General features: G+C 72.4%; 22 protein-coding genes. 13 read left to right on the top strand and 9 right to left on the bottom strand.

The genetic code is table 11. The features are described 5' to 3' along the window. Positions 1-328: 328 nt before the first annotated feature. Both phoH2 and AC559T_RS27215 read right to left on the bottom strand, forming a co-directional pair. Entirely contained in the window at positions 329-1,621 is a 1,293-nt protein-coding gene (gene phoH2, locus AC559T_RS27220; RefSeq protein ID WP_071059262.1) for an RNA 5'-3' helicase PhoH2, read from the bottom strand. 668 nt (positions 1,622-2,289) lie between these two features. Next, a complete protein-coding gene (locus tag AC559T_RS27215; RefSeq protein ID WP_498870519.1) occupies positions 2,290-4,113 on the bottom strand; it encodes a phosphoenolpyruvate carboxykinase (GTP) in 1,824 nt (607 codons plus the stop codon). A 295-nt stretch (positions 4,114-4,408) separates the two neighbouring features. Between AC559T_RS27215 and trhA the strand changes: the two genes are divergently transcribed. Further along, entirely contained in the window at positions 4,409-5,107 is a 699-nt protein-coding gene (gene trhA / locus AC559T_RS27210) for a PAQR family membrane homeostasis protein TrhA (protein WP_498870518.1), read from the top strand. Between the two features lie 261 nt (positions 5,108-5,368). Here trhA and abmR read toward each other — a convergent pair whose 3' ends face one another. After that, on the bottom strand, positions 5,369-5,899 hold the full coding sequence (gene abmR, locus AC559T_RS27205; protein ID WP_020458481.1) for an ATP-binding transcription factor AbmR: 531 nt from the start codon (positions 5,897-5,899) through the stop codon (positions 5,369-5,371). A gap of 205 nt (positions 5,900-6,104) precedes the next feature. Further along, positions 6,105-8,114, bottom strand: coding sequence for a thioredoxin domain-containing protein (locus AC559T_RS27200; protein ID WP_112106375.1), 2,010 nt, complete (start codon positions 8,112-8,114; stop codon positions 6,105-6,107). A 277-nt stretch (positions 8,115-8,391) separates the two neighbouring features. Between AC559T_RS27200 and AC559T_RS27195 the strand changes: the two genes are divergently transcribed. Both AC559T_RS27195 and arfB read left to right on the top strand, forming a co-directional pair. Continuing rightward, on the top strand, positions 8,392-11,442 hold the full coding sequence (locus AC559T_RS27195; protein WP_498870517.1) for a leucine--tRNA ligase: 3,051 nt from the start codon (positions 8,392-8,394) through the stop codon (positions 11,440-11,442). A 147-nt stretch (positions 11,443-11,589) separates the two neighbouring features. Continuing rightward, entirely contained in the window at positions 11,590-12,021 is a 432-nt protein-coding gene (gene arfB / locus AC559T_RS27190) for an alternative ribosome rescue aminoacyl-tRNA hydrolase ArfB (protein WP_020458478.1), read from the top strand. A 63-nt stretch (positions 12,022-12,084) separates the two neighbouring features. On the opposite strand, the gene AC559T_RS27185 is transcribed toward arfB, so the two are convergent. Both AC559T_RS27185 and mca read right to left on the bottom strand, forming a co-directional pair. Then, on the bottom strand, positions 12,085-12,405 hold the full coding sequence (locus tag AC559T_RS27185) for a hypothetical protein (protein WP_071059257.1): 321 nt from the start codon (positions 12,403-12,405) through the stop codon (positions 12,085-12,087). 97 nt (positions 12,406-12,502) lie between these two features. Next, positions 12,503-13,399 carry a mycothiol conjugate amidase Mca gene (gene mca, locus AC559T_RS27180; RefSeq protein ID WP_248827762.1) on the bottom strand — a complete coding sequence of 299 codons (897 nt, stop codon included), beginning with the start codon at positions 13,397-13,399 and terminating at the stop codon, positions 12,503-12,505. Between the two features lie 289 nt (positions 13,400-13,688). Between mca and AC559T_RS27175 the strand changes: the two genes are divergently transcribed. From AC559T_RS27175 to AC559T_RS27150, 6 genes are all read left to right on the top strand, one after another. Then, positions 13,689-13,910 (top strand): hypothetical protein, encoded by a 222-nt coding sequence (locus AC559T_RS27175; protein ID WP_157904188.1) that lies wholly within the window; start codon positions 13,689-13,691, stop codon positions 13,908-13,910. Positions 13,911-14,033: 123 nt separating this feature from the next. Then, positions 14,034-14,519, top strand: coding sequence for a transcription elongation factor GreA (gene greA, locus AC559T_RS27170; RefSeq protein ID WP_112106370.1), 486 nt, complete (start codon positions 14,034-14,036; stop codon positions 14,517-14,519). Positions 14,520-14,633: 114 nt separating this feature from the next. Beyond that, on the top strand, positions 14,634-16,145 hold the full coding sequence (locus tag AC559T_RS27165; RefSeq protein ID WP_112106369.1) for a sigma 54-interacting transcriptional regulator: 1,512 nt from the start codon (positions 14,634-14,636) through the stop codon (positions 16,143-16,145). A 103-nt stretch (positions 16,146-16,248) separates the two neighbouring features. Further along, complete coding sequence (locus tag AC559T_RS27160; RefSeq protein WP_498870516.1) at positions 16,249-18,246, top strand: vWA domain-containing protein; 1,998 nt, start codon at positions 16,249-16,251, stop codon at positions 18,244-18,246. A 74-nt stretch (positions 18,247-18,320) separates the two neighbouring features. Beyond that, positions 18,321-19,439, top strand: coding sequence for a trypsin-like serine peptidase (locus AC559T_RS27155; RefSeq protein ID WP_498870515.1), 1,119 nt, complete (start codon positions 18,321-18,323; stop codon positions 19,437-19,439). 90 nt (positions 19,440-19,529) lie between these two features. After that, positions 19,530-19,991: a DUF2269 family protein gene (locus tag AC559T_RS27150; RefSeq protein WP_112106366.1), complete on the top strand. Its 462-nt coding sequence runs from the start codon at positions 19,530-19,532 to the stop codon at positions 19,989-19,991. On the opposite strand, the gene AC559T_RS27145 is transcribed toward AC559T_RS27150, so the two are convergent. Further along, complete coding sequence (locus AC559T_RS27145; protein WP_112106365.1) at positions 19,966-20,904, bottom strand: alpha/beta fold hydrolase; 939 nt, start codon at positions 20,902-20,904, stop codon at positions 19,966-19,968. The genes AC559T_RS27150 and AC559T_RS27145 overlap by 26 nt on opposite strands. A 219-nt stretch (positions 20,905-21,123) precedes the next feature. Here AC559T_RS27145 and AC559T_RS27140 point away from each other — a divergent pair, with 219 nt between their 5' ends. Beyond that, positions 21,124-22,731, top strand: a complete 1,608-nt coding sequence (locus AC559T_RS27140; RefSeq protein ID WP_498870514.1) for an MBOAT family O-acyltransferase — start codon at positions 21,124-21,126, stop codon at positions 22,729-22,731. A 429-nt stretch (positions 22,732-23,160) separates the two neighbouring features. Continuing rightward, positions 23,161-24,147: an SGNH/GDSL hydrolase family protein gene (locus tag AC559T_RS27135; protein WP_498870513.1), complete on the top strand. Its 987-nt coding sequence runs from the start codon at positions 23,161-23,163 to the stop codon at positions 24,145-24,147. A gap of 87 nt (positions 24,148-24,234) precedes the next feature. Here the strand turns inward: AC559T_RS27135 and AC559T_RS27130 are convergent, their stop codons facing one another. Continuing rightward, complete coding sequence (locus AC559T_RS27130; protein WP_112106341.1) at positions 24,235-24,621, bottom strand: hypothetical protein; 387 nt, start codon at positions 24,619-24,621, stop codon at positions 24,235-24,237. A gap of 109 nt (positions 24,622-24,730) precedes the next feature. Between AC559T_RS27130 and AC559T_RS27125 the strand changes: the two genes are divergently transcribed. Both AC559T_RS27125 and AC559T_RS27120 read left to right on the top strand, forming a co-directional pair. Continuing rightward, a complete protein-coding gene (locus AC559T_RS27125) occupies positions 24,731-24,958 on the top strand; it encodes a DUF4287 domain-containing protein (RefSeq protein ID WP_020458465.1) in 228 nt (75 codons plus the stop codon). A 119-nt stretch (positions 24,959-25,077) separates the two neighbouring features. After that, positions 25,078-25,485, top strand: a complete 408-nt coding sequence (locus tag AC559T_RS27120) for a PPOX class F420-dependent oxidoreductase (RefSeq protein WP_071059231.1) — start codon at positions 25,078-25,080, stop codon at positions 25,483-25,485. A gap of 83 nt (positions 25,486-25,568) precedes the next feature. Here AC559T_RS27120 and AC559T_RS27115 read toward each other — a convergent pair whose 3' ends face one another. Beyond that, the gene (locus tag AC559T_RS27115; protein WP_368953707.1) at positions 25,569-26,366 is read right to left on the bottom strand and encodes a Bax inhibitor-1/YccA family protein; all 798 of its coding nucleotides are present in this window, start codon (positions 26,364-26,366) and stop codon (positions 25,569-25,571) included. Between the last annotated feature and the right edge of the window lie 267 nt (positions 26,367-26,633).

The following is a 26,633-nucleotide window of genomic DNA, read 5'->3' as shown; positions in this document are numbered from 1 at the left end:
CCAAGCATCCTGGCGCCCGGGCCGATATGTGGCGGCTGTCTGTGGCGGGTGAGGGGGTCTATAGACTCACTCACCCGCCACGGTTCAGCGATGTCGCCGCGCACCCCGGGCCTGCCGTCGGGGCAGGCGTTCCCGGACACCCGGATTCCCCGAAGACCGACGCCCCCGGGCACCCGACGCCTCCCGCGCACCGCGGCGTGCCCGGGCAGCGACGGTCCCTGGGCGCCCCGATGTTCCGCGGGAGTGGACGTCCAGTGGATGTGGGTGGTTCGGGGAGGTGTTCGGGGTGGTTAGGCCAAACTGGGCCAGTTCGGCCGGTTGGGCCCGATCAGAGCACCAGGTCCTCGAGCATGGTTGTGACGAGGGCGGCGATCGGGGACCGCTCGGAGCGGGTCAGGGTGACGTGGGCGAACAGGGGGTGGCCCTTGAGTGTCTCGATGACCGAGGCGACTCCGTCATGACGGCCGACCCGCAGGTTGTCGCGCTGGGCGACGTCGTGGGTGAGGACGACCCGCGAGCCCTGGCCGAGCCGGGACAGGACCGTCAGCAGCACGCCCCGCTCAAGCGACTGTGCCTCGTCCACGATGACGAAGGCGTCGTGCAGCGAGCGGCCGCGGATGTGCGTGAGCGGGAGCACCTCGAGCATGCCCCGATCGACGATCTCCTCGATGACCTCGGGCGACACGAGCGCGCCGAGGGTGTCGAAGACGGCCTGCGCCCACGGTGCCATTTTCTCGTTCTCGCTGCCGGGCAGGTAGCCGAGGTCCTGGCCGCCGACGGCGTAGAGCGGGCGGAAGACGACGACCCGCCGGTGCAGCCGGCGTTCCATGACCGCCTCGAGGCCGGCGCACAGGGCGAGGGCGGACTTTCCCGTACCCGCGCGGCCACCGAGGGAGACGATGCCGACCTCGTGGTCGAGGAGCAGGTCGAGGGCCACCCGCTGCTCCGCGGAGCGGCCGTGCAGCCCGAAGGCGTCGCGGTCGCCGCGCACGAGCTGGATGGACTTGTCGGCGGTGACCCGGCCGAGTGCCGAGGCGCTCCCTCCGGGCGCGGTGAGCACGAGGCCGGTGTGGCAGGGCAGGTCGGCCGCCTCCGCGGCCTCGACGAGCTCCTTGGCGTAGAGCCGGTCGAGATCGTCCTGGCTGACGGTCAGCTCCGCCATCCCGCTCCAGCCGCTGTCGACCGGCGACAGTGCCTGGTACTCCTCCGCGGCGAGCCCGACCACGGATGCCTTCACACGCAGCGGCAGGTCCTTCGTGACCAGCACCACCTCGGCGCCTTCACGCGCGAGGTTGAGGGCCACCGAGAGGATCCTGGAGTCGTTGTCGTCCACGCGGAACCCCGGTGGAAGCACGGACGAGTCGGTGTGGTTAAGTTCCACTCGGAGCGTTCCACCGGTCTCCAACGGCAGTGGCTGGTCCAGCCGGCCGTGGCGGATCCGGAGGTCGTCCAGGATGCGCAGTGCCTCCCGGGCGAACCAACCCAGCTCCGGGTGGTTTCGCTTACCTTCCAGCTCCCCTATGACGACCAGGGGGAGCACGACATTGTGCTCCGCGAACCGCAGCAGCGCGCCAGGATCAGAGAGCAGCACGCTTGTGTCGACGACATGCGTTCGTGGCACACGCCCACCCGCTTACTCGGAGGTATCCGGGACCGGGCCCCTGAGCAGGAGCCGGGTACCGGCCTCCTGACGTTGTCGCAGTTGCGGCACCGAGGGGCCTCCCGAGTGGCCGACCCGATGTCGGACCACGACTTGAGACGCTAGGGCTCTCACGTTAGCCGCCACCCCGCAAGATGGCGACCAACTTCTTACAACACGCTTCGCTTGTCTTTGTGTGCCCTTCGTGGTCCATGCTCGGCGAAGACTCGGTTCTAGTCACCCTCTGCGAATAATCTCACGGACCGAAACCGATCAGTTCTTCTCAGGTCGCGGCGCCGGCGGCGCTCGGACCTCCTGGCGCGGTGAGACTCTTCCCACCGCGGACCAGCCTCGACGGCACGGGGCCCGTCCCGCGCGCACCCCGCCCTCGGCTACCCCGCGCCGGCACGGGCCGCGGGCCGCTCTCCCCGCAGCGCCGTCCCCGCGACGTGGCCGTCCCCGAAACGCCGAACCGGCGCCCGCGAATGATCGCGGACGCCGGTTCGACGCCCCGGGGAGGGACACCGGCCGCGGTGCGGTCGGTCTCCTCCGGTCGTCAGCCGTCCAGACGCCTGGCCCTCGAGGCCGTTCAGTCCTCGAGAAGCCCGGCCCGCGCCGAGCTCAGCCCGCGCGAGCTGACTGGCTGGCCGTCAGCCGTTGAGGCGCTTGGTGAGTGCCTCGTGCTCCGCCCACAGCTCCGCCGGCAGGCGGTCGCCGAAGGTGTTGTAGTGCTCCGGGATCAGCTCCGCCTCCTGCCGCCACACCTCGGTGTCGACGGAGAGCAGCGTCTCCAGGTCGGCCTCGGAGACGTCCAGGCCCTCGGTGGGGAGCTCGCCCGGGGCCGGGAGGATGCCCAGCGGGGTCTCCGTGCCCTTCGCCTCGCCGTCGAGCCGGCTCGCGACCCAGGCCAGCACGCGGCTGTTCTCGCCGAACCCTGGCCAGAGGTAACGGCCCTCGGGGCTCTTGCGGAACCAGTTCACGTAGTAGATCCGCGGCAGCTTGGCCGGGTCGGCGTTCTTGCCGATCTTCAGCCAGTGGGCGAAGTAGTCGGCCATGTTGTAGCCGCAGAACGGCAGCATCGCGAACGGGTCCCGTCGCAGCTTGCCGATCGCCCCGGCCGCGGCGGCGGTGGTCTCGGAGGAGACGATCGAGCCGAAGAACACCCCACGCTGCCAGTCCGGCGCCTCGGTCACCAGCGGGACGGCCGTCGCGCGGCGGCCGCCGAACAGGATCGCCGAGATGGGAACGCCGGCCGGGTTCTCCCACTCGGGCGCCATGGTCGGGCACTGGCTCGCCGGCACGGTGAACCGGGCGTTCGGGTGCGCGGCCGGCTCGGACGAGTCGGGCGTCCAGTCCCGGCCCTTCCAGTCGACGAGGTGCGCGGGCTTGTCCGGAGTGAGGCCCTCCCACCAGACGTCACCGTCGTCGGTCCGCGCGACGTTGGTGAAGACCGCGTTCCCCCACAGGGTCTTGATCGCGTTCGGGTTGGTCTCCTCGCCGGTGCCCGGCGCCACCCCGAACAGACCCGCCTCCGGGTTGACGGCGTAGAGCCGGCCGTCGTCACCGAAGCGCATCCAGGCGATGTCGTCGCCGACCGTCTCGGCCTTCCAGCCGGGCAGCGTCGGGATCAGCATCGCGAGGTTGGTCTTGCCGCATGCCGACGGGAACGCGGCGGCGATGAAGTGGACCTTGCCGGCCGGCGAGGTCAGCTTGAGGATCAGCATGTGCTCGGCCAGCCACCCCTGGTCACGCGCCATGACCGAGGCGATGCGCAGGGCGTAGCACTTCTTGCCGAGCAGCGCGTTGCCGCCGTAACCGGAGCCGTACGACCAGATCTCGCGGGTCTCCGGGAAGTGCGTGATGTACTTCGTCGAATTACACGGCCACGGGACGTCCGTCGCGCCCGGCTCCAGGGGCGCGCCCAGTGAGTGAACCGCCGGGACGAAGAAGCCGTCGTCACCGAGCTGGTCCAGCGCGGGAGTTCCCATACGGGTCATCGTGCGCATGGAGATGACGACGTAGGGCGAGTCCGTGATTTCGACGCCGAGCGCCGAGATGTGCGAACCGAGCGGACCCATGCAGAACGGTACGACATACATCGTCCGTCCCCGCATGCATCCGGAGAAGAGCTCACCCAGCTTCGTGCGCATTTCGGCCGGATCAAGCCAGTTGTTCGTCGGGCCGGCATCCTCGGCCTTTTCCGAACAAATGTAGGTCCGGTCCTCCACACGCGCCACGTCGCTGGGGTCCGAAGCGGCGTAGAAGCTGTTCGGGCGTTTCTCGTCGTCAAGCTGGACGAGAGTGCCCTTGTCGATGAGCAGTGATGTCAGCCGATCGAACTCGGATTCCGAGCCGTCGCACCATTCAATACGGTCCGGCTGGGTGAGTTCGGCGATCTCACGCACCCAGGCGAGCAGCCTGGCGTGCTTGGTGGGGGCGGCATCCAGCCCGGGAATCTGTGCCGCGGTCGTCACAGCTCACACCTCCGGTCGAGTTGAACCTGTCGCGTTCTCGTCCCGTGTGCGAGTGCCGTGAGCCAGGTGCCGCGTTCGCACCCGAACACCACCAGACACCCAGGTACAAACCTGTGGGAAACGGGGCAGTTCGAGGCCGCGTTCAGGATCATTAGACTGTACCGCTCTTTCGGTGCAGAGTCGCGCGGTAGGCAGTACGCGGAAACGTAGGATCCATCACGCACCGGGACGGACTGACCGCCGCTGGTCGGCTCCGCTTCGTGACCCCGATGCCGACCCGATATCGTTCTGCCCCGTGGCCTCCCCCGCGCGGCAGACCGCCGGCTCCGACGACGCGACCTCGAACTCCCATCCGCGTGACCTGGTGCGACCGCGCATGCGGGGGTGGCTACACGCCGGAGCATTCCCCGTGAGCCTTGCACTCGGCGTCATTGCGGTGGCACTGGCCACGACACTGAGGGCCCGCCTCGGGGTGGGCGTTTACGCGATCAGCATTGCCGCACTGTTCGGAACCAGTGCCCTCTATCACCGAAAAATGTGGTCGACCTCACGCGCCCGCTCGCTGATGAAGCGCCTCGACCACTCTATGATCTTCATTTTCATCGCCGGCACCTACACCCCATTCGCCCTCATCGCGATGCCGGAGCACACCGCACGCATCGTGCTGGCCGTCGTCTGGGGCGGCGCGGCGCTGGGCGTGCTGGTGCGCATGCTGTGGCTGCACTCGCCGCGCTTCCTGATCGTCCCGCTCTACATCGCCCTGGGCTGGGTCGCCGTCTTCGTCATACCCGAGCTGATGCACCAGGCCGGCGTGGCCGCGATGGTCCTGCTACTGGTGGGCGGCGCCTGCTACAGCCTCGGCGCGCTGGTGTACGCCACCCGCCGACCTGACCCGGCACCCAGCACCTTCGGGTACCACGAGGTGTTCCACGCATTCACCCTCGTCGCCGCCGGCTGTCACTACACAGCACTGATGATCGCCATGCTCGGCTGACTCCCGGCACACCCGCACGTGTTTGTGACGCGGCGGTGACCGCGGCCCCGCCGCCCGCCACCGAAGGCCGTGCCCGGATCCACCACGGGCGGTCACCGGACCGGTCACCCGGCCGGGCCAAAAGTCCGGCCCCTTGGCCCGGCCGACCGGGATACGAAATGCCGAATCACCCGGGACGGGTGACCGGTGGCCGCCGGCGGATTCACCCTCGGCCGGTCGGACCCACCGTCCAAGATTCGACGGCAGACAGTCGGGACGGGACTAGATTCCCGGTCCTTCCGACCGGATCTGCTCTACCTTTTCCATCGCTTCGCGCAACCGGGCGAGCCAGGTGTCGGCGTTCTCCCCCACCAGCCGCACGCACCAGGCAAGGGCCTCGCTCCGGCTGCGCGCCACCCCGGAATCGACCAGGGTGTCGAGAACCTGCCGTTCAGGCTGGCGCAGCCGGGTCATCACCGGAACGGACACGGTGGTGAACAACTCCGTACTACCTCCGAGCGACACCCCCCAGGACACGCTGCGGCCGTAGCGCAGTTCCGCCTCCCGGGCCATGCCGATTCGCGCGTCCCGGGTCTCCTCGCGGAATCCGCGGATTCGGCCGACCCGGTCCGCGTCCGACGGCGGCAGCGCGCCGACCACGGTGATCTCGTCCCGGTCGACGGTGACCTTCGGTGGCCCGGTGAACCAGCCGTCGGGTACTCGGCGGGCGAACCACGCGGCGACGTCATCGGCCGGGACGGGCTCGGGCCGTTCGCCTCCCCGTCCGCCCCCACGCCCGCGAAGACCGGCCATGACAGACCCCTCACCTGGTCGGATGGCACGCCCGGTCGGGCGGCACGGTGGCCCCGCCCGGGCCGGCCGCTCACGCCGCGCCCGGCCCGCGCCGCCGATTACATGCTTACACAGCCAATCGTGACAGTGCGCGGGCCGTCCGGACCAGGCGCGTTCGGCCTCAGCGAACAAACCGGCCCGTGCCAATCGGGTCAGGCTGATCGAGTCAGGCTGGAAGCCGCACTCCCAGCCGCGCGCGGACCTCCTCCGGGGTCCGCGCCGGGAGCTCGCAGACGAAGTCCCGGCAGATGTAGACGGCCGGCTCGTCCCGGCCCGCGGTCAGCGGGCCCTCGGTGACGACGACCGCGCCGGGAGCGGTACCGAGCCTGGCCAGACGCTCCAGATCCGGCCGGCCGACCACCGCGACCTCGGCCGGCCCGGCCAGCAGGGCCTCCGCGACGGCACCCGCCCAGCCGGCGAAACGGGCGTCCCGGCTCAACAGCGGGGTGAGCTGCTCGACGGTCGCCCGCGCGCTGTCCCGGTGATCGGCGGAGCCGGTGAGCGCCGCGTAGGTCAGCAGGGCGCCGGCGACGGCCGCCTGGCCCGAGGGGGTCGCCGAGTCGGAGGCGTCCCGCGGCCGGCGCAGCAGCGCCTCGGCGTCGTCCGCGGTGTCGAAGTAGCCGCCGTCCGGCGCCGCGAACCGCGCCCGGACCACATCGAGCAACTCGCCGGCGAGCGCGAGCCAGCCCGCGGTGCCTGTCACCTGGTGCAGCGTGAGGAAGCCCTCGGCGACACACCCGTAGTCCTCCAGCACACCGGCGTTGGGGCCGCGCCGGCCGTCCCGGCTGGTCCGCCACAGCCGGCCCTCGTGCAGGTGGACGTCCCGCAGCAGCTCGGCGGCGCGCTCGGCGGCCCCCACCCAGGACGGCTCGCCCAGCAGCGCGCCCGCCTCGGCGAGCGCCCCGATGACCAGACCGTTCCAGGCCGCGACGATCTTGTCGTCCCGGGCCGGCTGTGGGCGGGTGGCACGCGCGGCGGCCAGCGCCGCCCGGACCCGGGCGAACCTGGCGGGGTCCTCCGGGTCGGCCGGCAGCATCAGCACGGACGTCCCGTGCTCGAACGACCCCTCCGCGGTGACCCCCAGGACCCGCGCGGCCAGGGCACCGTCGTCGGGGCCGAGCACGTCCACCAGCTGGGCGGGCGTCCACGAGTAGCTCGCGCCCTCCTCGGGATGGCCGCCGGGGCTGCCCGCCGGCACGGCGTCGGCGTCGAGCGCCGAGGCGAAGCCCCCCTCGGGGGTACGCAGGTCGGCGAGCAGGAAGGCCGCGGTCTCGCGCACCACCCGCTCGGCCAGCGGCAGGCCCGTGGCCCGCCACAGATGCAGGTAGACCCGCAGCAGCTGGGCGTTGTCGTACAGCATCTTCTCGAAGTGCGGGACGGTCCACGACTCGTCCACGCTGTAGCGGGCGAAGCCGCCGCCGAGCTGGTCGTACATCCCGCCGCGCGCCATCCGCTCGCAGGTCTCGCGCACCATTCCCAGGGCCCGGCCGTCCCCGGTGCGGGCCCAGCTCCGCAGCAGCATCTCGGCGACCATCGACGGTGGGAACTTCGGCGCCCCGCCGAACCCGCCGTGCACGGAGTCGAACCGGTCGGCCAGCCCGGCGACCGCCCGGTCGAGAAGGTCGGCCGTGATCTGTGTTGTGGCCCCACCGCCGGACGCCGCTCCACCGGGCGCCACCGCCTCCGCCAGCTGGCGGGCGATGTCCGCCCCGGACTGCTCGACCTCCGCCCGGCGCGCCGTCCACGCGTCCACGATGGCCGCCATGACCTGGGGGAACGACGCGCTGCCCCGCATCGGCCGGGGTGGGAAGTAGGTGCCGGCGAAGAACGGCTCGGCGGCCGGGGTGAGGAACACCGTCATCGGCCAGCCGCCGTGCCCGGTGAGCGCGACCGTGACGTCCATGTACACCGAGTCGACGTCGGGGCGCTCCTCCCGGTCGACCTTGATGTTGACGAAGTGCTGGTTCATGTACGCGGCGATCTCGGGGTCCTCGAAGGACTCGTGCGCCATGACGTGGCACCAGTGGCAGGCCGCGTAGCCCACGGAGAGCAACACCGGCACCCCGCGGGTGGTGGCCTCGGCGAACGCCTCGGGCCCCCAGGGCCACCAGTCGACCGGGTTGTCGGCGTGCTGCAGCAGGTAGGGGGACGTCTGCTCCGCGAGCTTGTTGGGCACCGCACCACCATGCCATCGCCACGGCCGGGACATCGGCCGCGCCAGGGCAATCAGGGCCCCTCCGGCCCACAGTCTCGCGACAGCCGTGCGCGGGAGGAGGGGGGCCGTGGCCGAACCGATACGCTGGAGGCCGAAGGTGATCCCCGCTGTTCACTCGCTCCGGTTCACGACCGCCTCGACCGCCACGACCTCGCTGGGCCCGCGGACGGCCGTCGTCGGCAGGGCGCGCGAACGCGGGCGGGTCAACAGTGATCGAAGCCCTGGGATGCGACCTGCCATGAGCGAGACGACCGAGCGCGGCCCCGCCGCGGTGCCCGCGGGAACCGCGGCCGGTGACGGCGACCTGCCCCACCGGTACGACTCCCGGCTGGCCGCCGAGATCGAGCGGCACTGGCAGCAGCGGTGGCTGCGGGAGGGCACCTTCGAGTCGCCGAACCCGACGGGCCCGCTGTCCGAGGGCTTCGAGGCGGTCCGCGGCCGTGACCCGTTCTACGTCCTCGACATGTTCCCGTACCCGAGCGGAACCGGCCTGCATGTGGGCCACCCGCTGGGCTACATCGGCTCGGACGTCTTCGCCCGCTTCCTGCGAATGACCGGGCGCCATGTCCTGCACACCTTCGGCTACGACGCCTTCGGGTTGCCGGCCGAGCAGTACGCCATCAACACCGGCCAGCACCCCCGGGTGACGACCGAGGCGAACATCGCGAACATGCGCCGCCAGCTCTCCCGGCTGGGGCTGGGCCACGACACCCGCCGCGAGATCGCCACCACCGACACCGCGTACTACCGATGGACACAGTGGATCTTCCTGAAGATCTTCGACAGCTGGTACGACGAGGCCGCCGGGCGGGCCCGTCCGATCAGCGAGCTGGTCGAGGAGCTCGACGCCGGGCACCGCGCCGCGACCGGGCCCGGCACGGCCGAGGCGAACCCGCGGCAGGCCGCCTGGTCGGAGCTGACCGCGACGGAGCGCCGCCGGGTCGTCGACGCGCACCGGCTGACCTACATCTCCGAGGAGCTGGTCAACTGGTGCCCGGGGCTGGGCACGGTGCTGGCCAACGAGGAGGTCACGCCCGAGGGTCGCAGCGACATCGGGAACTATCCGGTCTACCGCCGTCCGCTGCGCCAGTGGATGATGCGGATCACCGCCTACGCGGACCGGCTGATGTCCGACCTGGACCTGGTCGACTGGCCGGATTCCATCAAGCACATGCAGCGGAACTGGATCGGCCCGAGCGACGGCGCGACCGTCCGCTTCTCCACGGTCACCGGCGCGGGCGACACTGCCGGCGCGGGCGGGGTGGATGCCCCGGTCGGGCCGGCGCCGATCGACGTCGAGGTGTACACCACCCGGCCCGACACCCTGCCGGGTGCGACCTTCCTCGTCCTGGCGCCGGAGCACCCGCTGGTCGACGCCCTGACCGCCACCTCGTGGCCGGCCGACACCCCGGCGGGCTGGCGCTTCGCGCAGGAACGCCCTGCCGGTGTCACCGACGGGGAGTGGACGCCCCAGGCGGCCGTCGACGCCTACCGGGCGTTCGCCGCCCGGCGCAGCGACCGCCAGCGCGGCGGCACGGAGATCGACCGCACCGGCGTGTTCACCGGGACGTACGTCCGCAACCCGGTCGGCGGCGGCGTGATCCCGGTCTTCCTGGCGGACTACGTCCTGCTCGGCTACGGCACCGGCGCGATCATGGCGGTGCCCGCGCACGACGAGCGTGACTTCTCCTTCGCCCGGGAGTTCGGCCTGCCCATTCCCGCGGTCCTGGAGCCCGACGAGGCGTGGCTGGCCGAGCGCGACCTGGCCGCCGGGGCTCCGGCGTCGTCCTGGCCGGAGGCGTTCAGCGGCGAGGGCTCGTATCTGGCCGGCGCCACGGACCGGCCCGTGCTGGCCGGCCTGTCCAAGGCCGACGCGATCAAGACGACGATCAGCTGGCTGGAGGACGACGGCCGCGGCCGGGCGACCCGCTCCTACCGGCTGCGGGACTGGCTGTTCTCCCGCCAGCGCTACTGGGGTGAGCCGTTCCCGATCGTCTTCGACGACGACGGCATGCCCCGCGCCGTACCCGAGGACCAGCTGCCGGTCGAGCTCCCGGAGATGACCGACTTCCGGCCGAAGGCGATGGCCGACGACGACGAGAGCGAGCCCGTCCCCCCGCTGGCCCGGGCCAGCGAGTGGACCACGGTCACCCTCGACCTGGGCGACGGCCCGCGCAGCTACCGCCGCGAGCTGAACACGATGCCGCAGTGGGCCGGCTCCTGCTGGTACTACCTGCGCTACCTGGACCCGACGAACTCCGAGCGCTTCGTCGACCCGGCCGTCGAGCGCTACTGGATGCACTCCGAGCGCGGCCCGGCCGGCGACGGCGGCGTCGACCTGTACGTGGGCGGCGTCGAGCACGCCGTGCTGCACCTGCTCTACGCCCGGTTCTGGCACAAGGTGCTGTACGACCTGGGCCTGGTCTCGACCAGGGAGCCGTTCAAGCGGCTCTACAACCAGGGCTACATCCAGGCGGACGCGTTCACCGACGAGCGCGGCATGTACGTCGCGGCGGTCGAGGTCGTCCAGGGTGCCGACGGGTCGTTCAGCCACGAGGGCGCCCCGGTCAACCGGCGCTCCGGGAAGATGGGCAAGAGCCTCAAGAACAGCGTCAGCCCCGACGAGATGTACGACAGCTACGGGGCCGACACGCTGCGCGTGTACGAGATGGCGATGGGCCCGCTGGACGCCCACCGTCCGTGGCGCACCGACGACATCGTCGGCTCCTACCGGTTCCTGCAGCGGCTGTGGCGCAACATCATCGACGAGGGCACCGGGGAGCCACGGGTCCGTGCCGCCGCGCTCGACGACGAGACCGCGCAGGCCCTGCACCGGACGATCCTGGCCGTCCGCGCCGACTACGCCGAGCTGCGCTTCAACACCGCGGTCGCCCGGCTCATCGAGCTGACGAACCTGGCCAGCAAGCGCTTCGGCGCCGGGCTCGACGGCCCGCCACGGGAGCTGGCCGAGGCGTTGGTGCTGATGGCCGCGCCGCTGGCGCCGCACATCGCCGAGGAGCTGTGGACGCGGCTGGGGCACACCGGCTCGGTCTGCGCCGTGCCCTTCCCCGAGGGGGACGAGTCGCTGGCGGCGGCCGCGACGGTGCGGCTACCGGTGCAGGTCAACGGCAAGGTGCGCTTCACGATCGACGTCCCGGCCGACGCGGACGAGGCGGCCGTGCGCGCGGTCCTGGAGGCACATGCGGACTACACCCGGCACACCTCCGGGCGCACCATCAAGCGCCTTATCGTGGTCCCCGGCCGGATCGTGAACATCGCCCTGGGCTGAGCCGGCCGACTGAGCCCACCGGCCGACTGACCCAACCGGTGGGGCCGGCCGGGAGAAACGCCCGGCACGGCCCGCCGGTAGGCGATCTTCGGCGGTGGTTCCGAAACGCCCGGGACGCCAACCGCCGCCGGCTGGCACGATGGACGGGTGCTGCCGAGCGTCCTGGTGATCCGGCCGGGCTTCGGAATCCCGGCCGGCGAGCTGGCGTGGCGCTATTCGCGATCCGCCGGGCCCGGCGGCCAGTCGGTGAACACCTCCGACTCCCGGGTCGAACTGTCGTTCGACCTGGCCCGGTCGGGCTCCGTCCCGGAGCAGATGCGGGAGCGGGCGTTGTCCCGCCTTGACGGGCGGCTGGTGGACGGCGTGCTCACGCTCGCCGCCTCCGAGCACCGCTCCCAGCTCCGCAACCGGGAGGCCGCGCTCGCCCGGCTGGCCAGCACCCTCCGGGAGGCCACCGCGCCGCCGCCCCGGCCGCGCCAGGCGACCCGCCCCACCCGCGGCTCGGTCGAGCGCCGGCTGGCCGGCAAGAAGCGCCGCTCCACGATCAAACGTGCCCGCCGCGACCGCCCGGACGACTGAACACCCAGGCAGCAGCACTGGTACCGAGAGCAGCACCCGGCGACCGAGCGGCCGGGCCGCAGGTCAGGCCGGGTCCGGGTCCTTCTCCGCGCCGGTCGCCGTGCCACCGGTCGCGGCGCCGCCTGCCGCCGCACTGCTCACCGCCGCACTGCCTGCCGCCGGTTCGGAGGCCGGCGCCGAATCTTCGGCCGCGGCCCGGCCCCGCTCGCGCGCCTCCGAGCCGAACTCGCCGCTGGCGACGTTCGCCCGCATCCGGCGCAGGCTGCCCGAGAGGAACGTGAACAACGCGACCGAGGCGAGGATCAGCGCGAAGACCACGAGAGCGCCACCGGTACCCGTGCCGATCTCCGCGGCGAGCCGCGTTCCGCCGGATGTGTCACCCACCGACCGGCACCTCCTGTTCGCTGTCCTATGTCCGCTGTCCGATGTCGATGTCCGGTGCGTCTGCCCGTTCCGCGACCCTACGCCGCGCCACCGACAGTCAGCGGATCCCGTTGAACAGATCGTCCTCGGGGAGGACCCCGACCTCGATCAGCGACCGGGCGAGCTGGTAGTCCTCGGTGGGCCACGCCTGGCGCTGCAGTGCCAGCGGCACCTGGAACCACGGCCCGCTCGGGTCGACCTGGGTGGCGTGCGCGAGCAGGGCGCGGTCGCGCACCTCGAACCAGTCGGCGCAGGGCACCCGGGTGGTGAGCCGGCCGGTGTCCTCGGCGCGGTCGATCCACTCGTCGAGCCGCTTGGCATAGGGCGACTCCAGCCCGGCGGCCAGCATTCCCTCGTGCAGGGCGAGGATCCGGTCCTTGTGGAACGTGAGGTGGTAGTAGAGCTTCAGCGGCTGCCACGGCCCCAGGCCGACGTCAGCGCCGACCTCGGGGTAGCGCGCCGGGTCACCGGCCGCCTCGAACGCCTCCACGCTGATCCGGTGCGTCATGATGTGGTCGGGGTGCGGGTAGCCGCCGTTCTCGTCGTAGGTCGTGACGACCTGCGGGCGGAACTCGCGGATCAACCGGACCAGCGGCCGGGACGCGGCGGCCAGCTCCAGCGTGGCGAAGCTCCCTTCCGGCAGCGGCGGCGGCGGGTCACCTTCGGGCAGCCCCGAGTCGAGGAACCCCAGCCACTCCTGGCGCACGCCCAGGATCTGCCGCGCCCGCTCCATCTCCTCCCGGCGGACCTCGGTCATCCGGGCCAGCACCTCGGGAGAGTCCATCGCCGGGTTGAGGACGCTGCCCGCCTCGCCGCCGGTACACGTGACCACCAGGACCTCGAGGCCCTCGTATGCGTAGCGGGCCATCGTCGCCGCGCCCTTGCTGGACTCGTCGTCGGGATGCGCGTGGACGGCCATGAGCCGCAGACCACGCTCCTGTTCGTCCGGGAACATGCGACCATTGTGGCTGACGGCCGGACGGGCCCAGCCCAGGCCGACACGGCGACAGCCGGGTGCACGGCGAGCGCCTGACGCGGGCCGGCGAGCGCCTCGCACCGGCCGCCGGGTACCCGGGCTACCGGCCGGTAGCGCCGCAAGGGCAGGCGTTCGGCCAGGCACACGGCCGGCGTTCGGGCGGGTCGCCGGGGTGCCATGCGGTCACCCCGACAGGGTGGGCACGGAAGCCACCCGGTCACCCGGCGAGACCCAGTTCACTTTCGATCTGGAAAAGTCACCGAGAGCCGTGGCAGAATACACCGTCCGCGCACGCTCCGAAGACAGCGAGGTCGCCGGCCGGCACGCCGACATCGTCGTCGGCCCGGCCTCGAGCGAGCCACCGGTCAACGGCCGCGCCGGCCCGTCGCACGGACGGCCGCGCGCGCCGGGAGAACCGACGTCGAGGACGGCCGGAACACCCGCTCGGCTCGGCCTCGTGCCGACCGCCGTGGCGTCGGCCGCGCGCTGACCTCACGAGGTCGGAACGGGGTCGTCGGAACAACGGTGTCGCCGAAACAGAGCCGGACAAACCGGCAACCATGATTCCCTCCAGTAAAGTAAGAACTTTGGTATCCCTCGAGGAGCGTGACGCGTGACGCAGCAGACCTGGCTCACTCAGGAGGCCTACGACCGACTTCGCTCCGAGCTCGACTACCTCACGGGCACCTGGCGGACGGAGATCGCCGCGAAGATCGAGGCCGCGCGGGAGGAAGGCGACCTGAAGGAGAACGGTGGCTACCACGCGGCCAAGGAGGAGCAGGGCAAGCAGGAGGCCCGCATCCGCCAGCTGATGGACCTGCTCCGCGACGCGCGCGTCGGCCAGGCGTCGTCCTCCGCGTCCGGCGAGGCCGGACCCGGCACGATCGTCGAGATCCGCTTCCCCGGGGAGAAGGAGACCGAGCGGTTCCTGATCGGCTCACGCGAGGACCACAGCGCGAGCATCGAGGTGTTCTCCCCCGCCTCCCCGCTGGGCGGCGCGGTCACCGGGCACAAGGCCGGAGACACGGTGAAGTACACGCTTCCCAACGGCCGGCCGGCCACCGTGGAGATCGTCTCGGTCGCGCCGTACGCGTCCTGAGGACGTCGCCCTACGTGTTCTGAGGACGTCTCGGGCGAGCGGTGCGGAGTACGCCATAAGCGGACGGCCTCCCACTCCGCTGCGCGCGGGCCGGCGTGGACGTACCGTCGGCTGGTGGCAGATCCGCCGGCTCCGCACAGTCCGTCCACGCCTCCGACGAACCCGATCACCGTCGGCTCGACGGCCCGGAAGACGACCGACGCCCCCGGGTCCGGAACTCCGCCGACCGAGATCACCCTGGCTGACCTGCGCAGATCAGGGCACCGGCAGCGCTCGGTGCGCGCCGAGCTGCGCGGCAACCTCCTCGCCAGGATGCGGGCCGACGAGACCCGTTTCCCGGGCATCGTCGGTTTCGACGACACCGTCCTGCCGCAGGTCGAACGGGCGCTGCTGGCCGGGCACGACATCGTCTTCCTCGGCGAGCGCGGGCAGGGCAAGACCCGTCTGATCCGCACACTCGTCGGCCTGCTCGACGAGTGGTCGCCGGCCGTCGCCGGCTGCGAGATCAACGACCACCCCTACGCGCCGGTGTGCGGCCGGTGCCGCCTGCTGCTCGCCGAGGTGGGCGAGCGGCTGCCCATCGCCTGGCGGCACCGCTCGGAGCGCTTCGGCGAGAAACTCGCGACCCCCGACACCAGCGTCGGCGACCTGATCGGCGACGTGGACCCGGTGAAGGTCGCCGAGGGCCGCACCCTCGGCGACCCGGAGACCGTCCACTACGGGCTGGTCCCGCGGACCAACCGCGGCATCTTCAGCATCAACGAGCTGCCCGACCTGGCCGAGCGCATCCAGGTCTCGCTGCTCAACGTGCTTGAGGAGCGCGACATCCAGGTCCGCGGCTACATGCTGCGGCTGCCGCTGGACATCCTGCTGGTCGCCTCGGCGAACCCGGAGGACTACACCAACCGTGGCCGGATCATCACGCCGCTGAAGGACCGCTTCGGCGCCGAGGTCCGCACGCACTACCCGCTGCGCCTGGACGACGAGCTGCGGCTCATCCGGCAGGAGGCCGTGGTCTCCTGGGCCGACTCGCCGCTGGGCCGGCCCGAGCTGCCCGACCACCTCATCGAGGTGGTCGCCCGGTTCACCCGGGCAGTGCGCGACGCGCCGCAGGTGGACCAACGCTCGGGTGTGTCGGCCCGGCTCGCGGTGGCGGCGGCGGAGACGGTGGCCGCCTCGGCCGTCCGCCGGGCGGCGCTGACCGGCGAGGACACCGCCACCGCGCGGGTCGTCGACCTGGCCGCGATCGTCCCGGCGGTACGGGGCAAGGTCGAGTTCGACCAGCTCGAGGAGGGCCGCGAGGACGAGGTCCTGGCCCTGCTGCTGCGCCGCGCGATCGCGGAGACCTTCCGGGCGAAGCTGGCCGGCACCGACCTCTCCGGCCTGCAGCAGCGCTTCGAGCGCGACGGCGCGGTCGAGACGGGCGATCTCGTCCCGGCCGCCGAGCTGCTGCGCCGGGTCGGTCCCGTCCCAGGCCTGGCGGCGATCCTCAACCGCCTCGACATCGACGGCGCGGAGTCGCCGGGGCTGGCCGCGGCCGCCCTGGAGCTGGCGATGGAGGGCCTGCACCTCAACCGCCGGCTCGCCAAGGAGGAACTGCCCGGCCGGACGGTCTACGGGGGCTGACCGCCGGCGCCGGGCCCCGCACCACTCCGCCAATCCGCGACGCCACCGGCGCGACGCCGGACGCGGCCGCGGCCGCACGGCACAGGCCACCCAGGAGGAACCGGTGAGTTCCGGACAGTTCCGCTACGGCCCATGGGACGGCGGGCCGGACCCGCTGGCCTCCCCGTTCTCCGCGACCGACGCCATGGACGAGATGTCCCGGCAGATCCTCGAGGGGCGCACGCCCCGGGAGGCCCTGGAAAGCCTGCTGCGCCGGGGCATGCCGAACCGCCGCGGCCTGGACGACCTGCGCCGCGCGATCGAGCGCCGGCGCCGCGAGGCCCGCTCGCGCGGCCGGCTGGACGGCACCCTCGAGGAGGTCCGCCGGCTGCTCGACACCGCGGTCGGGCAGGAGCGGGCCGCACTGTTCCCCGACCCGGCGGACGAGGCGCGGATGCGCGAGGCGGAGCTGGACGCGCTGCCGTCCGACCCGGCCCGGGCCGTGCGCGAGCTGGCCGACTACGACTGGCGCTCGCCGCAGGCACGCGAGACCTACGAGCAGATCTCCGACCTGCTGCGCCGCGAGGTCCTCGACGCGCAGTTCCGCGGCATGAAGCAGGCGCTGCAGGGCGCCTCGCCCGAGGACATGGCCCGCGTGCGCGAGATGGTCCGCGAGCTCAACGAGCTGCTGGAGGCGGACGCCCGGGGTGAGGACACCCAGGGCCGCTTCGACGAGTTCATGCGCCGCAACGGCGAGTTCTTCCCGGAGAACCCGCGCAACCTCGACGAGCTCGTCGACGTGCTCGCCCGCCGGGCCGCGGCGGCGGCGCGCCTGCTCGCCGGGCTGACCCCCCAGCAGCGCCAGGAGCTCGCCGACCTGATGTCCACCGCGATGGAGGACATGGGCCTGGCCACCGAGATGTCCCGGCTGTCGGAGGCGCTGCGGTCGGCCCGGCCGGGCCTGGACTGGGGCGGGCGCTCGCGCGGGCGCGGCCGGGGTCGGTTCTCCGACGCGATGACCGGCGAGGAGCCGCTCGGGCTCGGCGACGCGACCAGCGCGCTCGAGGAGCTGGCGGAGCTCGACGACCTCGCGGCCTCACTCAGCCAGGACTACCCGGGCGCGTCCCTGGACGACGTCGACCCGGAGGCCGTCGAGCGCGCGCTCGGCCGTTCGGCCGTCGACGACCTGCGCAACCTGCAGCAGATCGAGCGGGAGCTCGAGCGGCAGGGGTTCGTCACCCGCCGCGCCGGAGCGCTGGAGCTCACGCCGCGGGCCGTCCGGCGCATCGGGGAGTCGGCGCTCGCGCGGATCTTCCGCGAGGTGGCGGCGCGCGGGCGCGGCGACCACAGCCTCACCGACGCCGGCTCGGCCGGTGACCTGCTCGGGACGTCCCGGCGCTGGCAGTTCGGTGACACCCAGCCCATCGACGTCGTCCGCACGGTGCGCAACGCGGTGCTGCGCGGCGGGCCGCCGGGGCGGGGCCGGCGGATCCGGCTGGCGGTCGACGACTTCGAGGTCGCCGAGACGGAGCGGCGCACCAGCGCGGCCGTCTGCCTGCTCGTGGACCTCTCCTACTCGATGGCGCTGCGCGGCACCTGGGGGGTGGCGAAGTCGACCGCGCTCGCACTGCACACCCTGGTGGCCACCCGGTTCCCGCAGGACAAGGTGCACATCGTCGGCTTCTCCGACTACGCCCGCGAGCTGCGCCCGGTCGAGCTCGCCGGGCTCGACTCGGAGATGGTCCAGGGCACGAACCTGCAGCACGCGCTGCTCATCGCCGGACGGCTGCTGCGCCGCTACCCGGACTCCGAGCCGGTGATCATGGTGGTGACGGACGGCGAGCCCACAGCCCACCTGCAGCGCAACGGCACGCCGTCCTTCTCCTGGCCGCCGCTGCCCGAGACACTGGAGCTGACGCTCGCCGAGGTCGACCGGCTGACCCGCCGCGGCGTCACGATCAACGTCTTCATGCTGGACGACGAGCCCCGCCTGGTGCGCTTCGTCGAGGAGATGGCCCGCCGCAACGGCGGGCGGGTGCTCTCCCCGGACCCGTCCGCGCTGGGCAGCTACGTCATCCGGGACTACCTGCGCTCCCGCGGCTCACGGCGCGTCGCCCGCTGAGCCCCGGGTCGGCCGGCGAACCACCCGACCCAACATGAGCACTATGAGTTATCAACCTGCTACCGTGCGCACTCGTGGTGGCAGAGCGCGGACGCGGCGACGGACTCGGAACCCACCGGCGCCGGCGGTGGGTCGCCGCGGCCGCGGTGGCGGCGGCACTGTGCTCGGTCGCCCCGACCGTCCCGACGCTGGCGGCCGCCGCCGCCGGTGACCTCCCGGCCGGCGGTGCCACCGAAGCCGTCCCGCCCGCGCCCTTCTCGGACCTGCCCGGCCCCTTCGCCGGCCCGTACTCCGAACCGCTCGGACGTCCCTACGCCGAGCCGATGTCGGCGCCGGTCGCGGCGAGCCCCTACGAGCAGTCCCGGATCGAGCGGTACTGGTCCGCCGACCGGCGCGCCCGGGCGCAGACGGCGGACGCGGCCGAGCGCGGCGACCGGCCGGCCCCGTCCGCACTGGAAGGGGCCGCCACGGCCGGCGAGGCCCAGCGCGACGCCACGCCGCCGCCGCCGAGCACCGGCGCCCCCTACGTCTACGGCGGGCTGGCGACGAAGACGGTCGGCCGGCTGTTCACCACGCTGCGCGGTGTCGACTACGCCTGCTCGGCGACGGTCGTGTCCAGCCCGGGCCGCGACCTGGCCGTGACCGCGGGCCACTGCCTGCACCAGGGCACGGGCGACCAGTTCGCGACGAACGTCGTCTTCATGCCCGGATACTCCGAGGGACGGATGCCGTACGGGCTGTGGACAGCCCGCCGGATCACTGTCACCCCGGGCTGGGGCCTGGACGGGGACTTCGACTACGACACCGGGTTCGTCCTGTTCAACGCGCGCGGGGGCCGTCACGTCGAGGACGTCGTCGGCGCCCAGCGCATCGCCTTCAACCAGCCCCGCACCTTCGCGCAGTACGCGTTCGGATACCCGCGGCTGGCGCCCTACGACGGCAACCGGCTGGTCTACTGCGCCGGGGCGCCCTCCCCCGACCCGTACGGGACGGCGTCGCTCGGGCTGAACTGCGACATGACCGGTGGCGCCAGCGGCGGACCGCTGATCATCGGGCTCGGCCGGGCCGGGCCCGGGGCCGGCTGGGTCGACAGCGTGGTCAGCTACGCCTACGTCGGCGAGTCGCAGACCGTCTACGGCACCTACTTCGGGCGGGCGATCGAGCTGCTGTACTACCAGGCGATGGAGCTCTGACCGCCGCGGCGGGGCCCCGAAGGTGGACCCGAAGGTGGAGTCGTGCCGCCCCACGGCGGGCGCCCCGCCGGCGCTGGATACGGTCTCGACATGCCGCACTCGGGCAGCTTCGGGCTCTTCCTCACCCTCCACGTGCTCTCGGCCGTCCTGCTCGTCGGGCCGCTCTGCGTCACGACCGCCGCGGCTCCCGGGCTGGTGCGGACGGGCCCGGCCGGCCTGCCCAGGATGCGCGCCGCCGTGCGGACGACCAGGTACTACCCGCCCGCGACCGTCCTGATCGTTCTTTTCGGGCTGGTGATCGTGCGGCAGGGGTCGTTCGGCAGCGTCCGCGGGTTCGGCGACCCGTGGCTGGCGGCGTCGATCGTGCTGTGGCTCGCGGCGGTCTCGATCACGATGACCGTGGTCGCGCGGAACCTGCAGAAGGCCGTCCACGAGATCGAACGCGGCGGTGACGCGCGCCGCCAGCTCCCGATGATCACCATCGGGGCCGCGGCCGCCGTCACCTGCTGGGTCGTGGTGATCGCGCTCATGGTGGTGAAACCGGGGTCCTGACCATGCTGTCCGGGGCCCGCGTGCGCGCCGCGTCCGCGCGCACGGTCTCGCCGTGGTGCGTGACGTCCTCCAGTCGGTCCAGCAGCCGGCTCCAGATCTGTCTGGGCAGGTCGTGCCCCATCCCGTCAATCTCCATCAGCTCCGCGGACGGAATCGCGGCCGCGGTCAGCCGTCCACCGCGGACGGGGATCAGCGGATCGAGCGTGCCGTGTACGACGAGGGCCGGCACCCGCAGCGCGCGCAGCGCCTCGGTGCGGTCCGGCGCCACCAGGACGGCGGCGAGCTGCCGGGCGACCCCCGCGGGGTTCTGCCGCCGTTCCCAGAGCACCGCCGAGCGGGTACGCAGCCATTCGACGTCGAGCACGAACTCCGGCGAGCCGATGACCCGGGCGGACTCCTCGGCGGCGAGGACGAACTCCGCCAGGTTGGTCGGGCTGGGGCGCAGCAGCAGGTCGACGGCCTCGTCCGTCGGCTTCACGGTGGGATCGCCGGGGTGTGACATCACCGAGGTGATGCTGCGCACCCGCTCGGGGCTGGTCAGCGCGAGGATCTGCGCCACCATCCCGCCCAGCGAGAGGCCCAGGACGTGGGCGGAGTCGAGCCCGAGGACGTCCATCAGGCCCAGCGTGTCGGCGGCCAGGTCCTCGAGTCGGTAGGGCGCGAGCTCCGTCTCGCCGTTCACGATGGCCAGCAGGTCGGGCTCGCCGTGCCAGTCGAGGTGAGTGGAGTGCCCGACGTCCCGGTTGTCGAAGACGATCACCCGGTAGCCGCGCCGGACCATGCTCGTGAGCAGCTCGGGATGCCAACCGACGAGATGCTGTCCCATCCCGCTCACGAGTACCAACGGCAGTCCGTCCGGATCACCGTGCACCTCGACGGCCAGCTCGAGGCCGTTGACGGGAACGATTCTCATGCCCGGGACGGTAGCGACCACCCGGCCGTTTCGTCAGTGCACAGCCGCGAATCGGCTTCATGTCACCCGCGTCACACAGGGGTGATCCACGTGCCCTCGGGGTGACCCGCCTCCCGCCCCGGGCCGGCCGGTGGCCCGTCGGGGAGCGCCGCACCGCCGCATCAACTACTTTCAGTAGTTGACTGTACTCTTTCCGTAGCAGACGCCGGGCGGTTGCGCGTGGTATTCCCAACGATCGAGTTCGCCGCGTTCCTGGTGGTCGTCATGGCCGTCTCCTGGCTGCTCATGCCGGTCCCACTGCTGTGGAAACCGTTCATCCTGGGTGCCTCCTACTTCTTCTACGCCTACGCGGACGCCCGGTTCGTGCTGCTCATCGTCGCCTCCACCCTGATCAACCAGGCCGCGGCGGTCGCCATCCACCGCTTCCGGGACAGGCGAATCCTGATCGCCGCCATCGCCTGCGACCTCGGACTGCTGGGCTGGTTCAAGTACTACGGTTTCTTCGCGCTGTCCGTCGACCGGGCCCTGCAGGATGTCGGGCTGCCCGCACCGCTGCCGCTGCTGCAGGTCGCGCTGCCGATCGGGATCTCGTTCTTCACGTTCCAGGCGCTGTCCTACGTGATCGACGTGTGGCGGGGCGACATCCGCCCGGTGTCACTGATCGACTTCGCCGTCTACGAGGCGTTCTTCCCGCACCTCGTCGCCGGGCCGATCGTGCGGGCCAGCGAGTTCACCCCCCAGCTCACCGCGCCGCGGGACCCGCGCCAGGTACAGGCGACCAGGGCGGTCTTCCTCATCGCGGGCGGACTGGTGAAGAAGGTCGTCCTCGCGGACCTGCTCGCCACCCGCATCGTCGACCCGGTCTTCGACGCACCGGGACGGCACTCCTCCGGCGAGATCGCGGTGGCGGTCTACGGCTACGCCGTACAGATCTACTGCGACTTCTCCGCCTACTCGGACATCGCGATCGGCGTGGCCCTGCTGCTCGGCTTCCGCTTCCCCGACAACTTCGACCGCCCCTACACGGCCACCAGCCTCCAGGACTTCTGGCGCCGATGGCACATGACGCTGTCCCGGTGGCTGCGCGACTACGTCTACCTCCCGCTGGGCGGAAACCGCGCGGGCCGCCGCCGGACGTACGTCAACCTGATGATCACCATGGTCCTCGGTGGACTCTGGCACGGCGCCGCGTGGACGTTCGTCGTCTGGGGCGCCCTGCACGGCGGCGGACTCGCCGCCGAACGCGCCTGGCGCGCCCGCCGCGACGGCCGACCGCGCCCGGTGGACGGATTCGGCGGCGGCGGTACCGGTGACGTCGGCGGCGGTGGGGTCGGTGGGGTCGGTAGGCCGATGGTGCCCGCGCCGGCCCGGTCCCTGGAGGTGCCGGTGGGCGCCCTGGCGGACCGGTCGGGCCCCACCGGCGCGGCCGTCGCGGTCGGCGGCGCCGCCCCGGTCGCGGCCACCGTCCCGATGCACGGCCGGCGGCACACGTCACAGGCCTGGCTCGGACGTCTCGTTGTGTTCCACTTCGTCTGCGCGGCCTGGGTGCTGTTCCGGTCACCCGACCTCGCGACAGCCGGCGAGATCTTCCATCGTCTGCTCACCGCCGGCGGACCATCGCCCCTGGTGACGAACACCGTGCTGGTCGCCATAGCGATCGGCCTCGGCACGGCCGCCGTCCCCCGGCTCTGGTGGATCCGGGCACAGCAGGCCTTCGCCGCCCGCCCACTGACCGTGCAGATCATCATGGTGGTCGCGTTCCTGCTGGTCATCTACACCTTCGTCGGCCAACAGGACGTCGCGCCGTTCATCTATTTCCGGTTCTGACGAAGCCCGCGCCCGCGCGTCATCCGCCTGCCGCACCCCGCACGCCGCACATCGGACGCACCAGGCGCACGGCCTGCACCGACAGTGATCATCACTTAAGGTAACCACCTGAGCACATAGAACTCGACAGTCTCGGGGGAGGCCATGACGCAGCGCGACGAGCCCGCGGCATCGGCGCCAACCGCGCCGGCTCCCCGCCGGGATGGCGACCGGCCGCCGACGGCCGCGCCCGGTGCACCGGCGCAGCCCGGCGTATTGGCTCCACGGACCCGTCCGATGACGCCGGAGGCCAGGTCACCGAGCGCGCCGACCGCTCCGGCGGCGCCCCCCACGGCTCCCCCTCCCTCCCCGCGCGCGAAGCCGGCCACGCCCGCGGAGCCCGCCAAACCCACGGAGCCCGCCAAACCCACGGAGCCCGCCACGCCGGCCGTGTCGGCCCGGCGGGCGCTGCTGTTCGTCGTGGCCTGCCTGGCCCTGCTGGCAGTCCTGCGCTCGGCCGCGATGGTGCACGCCGGTGAGGGGATGCCGCCCGGCACCACCCGGGACCTGGTGCTGGGCGTGGCCCGTCCGTTGGACGAGGTCACCTCGGCGCTGCGGCTCAACCAGCCCGACCGGCTGCTGACGAAGGTCTTCGGGCACCCCGACCCGACCGTGGGCAAGGCCGACGACTCCGAGCTCGCCGCCGCGGCCGCGCTCGCCGAGCCCGACGCCAACACCGGCACCGGCCAGGTCAAAGACCGAAGCCGGGACGGCGACGCGGCGGGCGCGCTGCGCACCCCCACCCCCGCCGACCCGCTGCGAGTGCTGGTCACGGGTGACTCGTTGACCGAGTCGCTGGGACCGACGATCACAAAGACGGCACCGCCGGCGATCCGCGCCGAGACCGACACCCGATTCGGCACCGGCCTCGTCCGCCCGGACTTCTTCGACTGGGCCACCCACGCCCGTCACCAGGTCGCCGAGCGCGACCCCGAGGCGGTGGTGGTGGCGATGGGCGGCAACGACGGCCAGGGCATCACCCAGCCGGACGGCACGATCCTCCCGGCCGGCTCACCGCAGTGGGAGGCCGAGTACCGCCGCCGGGCGATCGTGCTGATGCGCATCTGGTCGGACGGCGGAACCCGCCGGGTGTACTGGCTCGGCCTGCCTCCCGCCCGCTCGACCACACTGAACGGGTACTTCACACGGATGAACGAGGCGACCCGTGCGGCCGCCGACCGGGTTCCCGGGGCGCGCTTCCTGGACCTGCGGCCGACCCTGTCGAACGGCGGCGCCTACACCGACTATCTGACGGACGGCGGCGGCCACTCGGTGCTCATCCGCACCCGTGACGGCGTCCACCTGACCCTCGACGGCGCGCGGCTGGCAGCGGGCCCGGTCCTGCACACACTCAGCGGAGACTGGCACCTGAGCTGACACCGGGCACCACAACGCACGGCCGGGACCAGCAGACCGGAACCAGCACAGCCGGGACCAGGCACGGCCGGGGTCGGCGGCGCCGGGTCAGCGCGGCCGGAAGCCGAAACCCGGGCCGTCGAGATCGTTGCGGGCGGTGCTCACCGCGGTGAGCGCGCGGCCCATCAGATCGGCCTTCCGGCCCGGCGCGGCGGACCGGTCGGCCGAGGTGACGGCGTCGAGGAAGTCGTCCGCGAGGACGATGAGCTGGTCGGGCAGGGCGTGATCCGCCACCCGCGGCGGGCGGACGCCGAGCGGAGCGCCGCTGCCGGCCTGCCGGCCGAGCATGGCCAGCTCGTCGATCAGCGTGCGGAGCCGGGCGGCGCGCGTCTCCCCGGTGGGGATCCGCACGTCCCAGGAGGAGCCCGTCCAGCTCCGCGCGCGGGAGAGCAGGAGGTTCGTCTGCCGGGACAGCTCGCGGACCGAATCCGACATCCGGGCAGGATACCCGACGATGGCACTCTCGGGTCTTGCTCAGACGTGTGGTATGAGGCACGCTCGCTTCATGGTCCGTTGACGTCGGGTTCAACCTCTGGAGGCGCGCATGTCGCAGTACCGCTCCCCGCAGATCCACCAGGGACTCATCGACCGCATGCCGAAGGCGACCGGACACGACGTCGGGCACTGGCTCGCCCGCCTGCACGACGGGCCCGGGCTGCTGCGCTTCTCGGAACGAGTGGGCTGGCTGCGGGACGCGCACAGCCTGCCGCACCGGTACGCGGCGGCCGTGGTGCACGAAGCCGACCTGCGTCGGCGCGCGATCCGCGTCTGATCGATGATCCCGGCCGGCGGCCGGGCGCGGGCCGGGCTGCCGGCCCGGCCCGACCGCCGGCAGGATCGGTCCGGCGGGGCTGTCCGGCGGGCGCGGGCTCGCTGGACCAGAATGGCGGCGTGGATCTCGCCGCCGCCCGGGCCTTCGTCCTGGAGCATCATCGTGCCGTCCTGGGTACCACCCGCCGTGACGGCACCCCGCAACTGTCTCCCGTGCTGGTCGGCGTGGAGGGCGACGCGCTGGTGATCAGTACCCGCGTCACCGCGCTGAAGGTCACGAACATCGAACGGGATCCGCGGGTGCACCTGTGTGTGCTCCCCGACGGCTTCTTCGGGCCGTGGGTGCAGATCAGCGGCACGGCCGAGATCATCCGACTACCCGACGCCCTTGACGGGCTGGTCGCCTACTACCGCCAGATCTCGGGGGAGCACCCGGACTGGGATGACTACCGTGCCGCGATGGTGCGCGAGCAGCGCTGCCTGATCAGGGTCACGCCGACCACCGCGGGCCCGGACCGCTCCGGCTGAGGCCACCACCAAGCGCCCTCTGCCGCGTACGGCGGCCGAGGGCCGGGGCCAGCCCGCCGGAGCTGCTGCCGGAGCGCACGGGGCTACTGGCGGAGCTTGGAGAGCAGGCGCAGCAGCTCCAGGTACACCCACACGAAGCCGATCAGCAGACCGAACGCGGCCCGCCAGGCCTCCTCGCGAGGCGCGCCGGAGGCGACCGCCCGCTCGATGTAGTCGAAGTCGAGGATGAACTGCAGGCTGGCCACCGCGAGCACCGCGATGCTGAACAGGATGCCCAGCGGCGACGCGTCGTTGATCACGGGCAGGTGACTGCCGGACACGGCCCTGATGACGAGGTCGGTGACGCCGAGCAGCACCACGCCCAGTAGAGCGCCCGTGACGATCCGCGCCATACGGGGGGTGGCTCGGAGCCGCCGGCTGCGGTAGGCGACCAGCATGGCGATGAACACCAGCGCGGTGCCGAGCAGCGCCTGGAGCACGATGCCCGAGAACGCGGACTCGTAGAACCGCGAGACCCCGCCGACGAGCAGGCCCTCCAGCACGGCGAAGACCACCACGAGCGGCGGGCTGATCCGGCTGCGGAGCGAGATGACGAAGCTCAGCGCGAGCGCCGCGACACCGGCCCCGAGCGCGATGCCCGGCGAGTCGGGCGAGAGGTACCAGCCGAAACCCGCGCCGACCAGCATCACCGCGAACACGCCGAGCGTGTGCATGACGACGTCGTCGAAGGTCAGCCTGTCGTGCACCGGGGTGGGCGGCGGGCCACCCGGCCACGGAGCAGGGCCGCCCTGCGGCCAGGGACCGGCCGGCGGGACCGGCGAACGGCTCTGGCCGAAGCCCGACCGGGTGAACGCCGGGTTGGATGAACGCAGCTCTGCCATCGGGCCTGGACCTCCCCAGCGAGTCGCGGACGGGCCACCTGCCGCACGCGATCGCACAGTACAACGGCCACCGGATGACGACCGTTCCGCACCCGGTGCGCAACGTGATCCCGTCGGCAGGCCGGAGACGATCAGCCGATCGCCGGGTGGCGCAGCCCGGGGGCCTCGCCCATCGATCAGCAACAGAAGGGGCGAAAGGGACAGGAGTGGACGCAATGCGCGTCCCAGTGGGAATCAGACCGTACGGAGGCGCCCTTCAGGCGAAGG

Origin of the sequence: Frankia sp. Hr75.2 (assembly GCF_949319125.1) — a bacterium.
GTDB lineage: Bacteria > Actinomycetota > Actinomycetes > Frankiales > Frankiaceae > Parafrankia > Parafrankia soli.
This window is presented reverse-complemented; position numbering and strand designations above follow the sequence as displayed.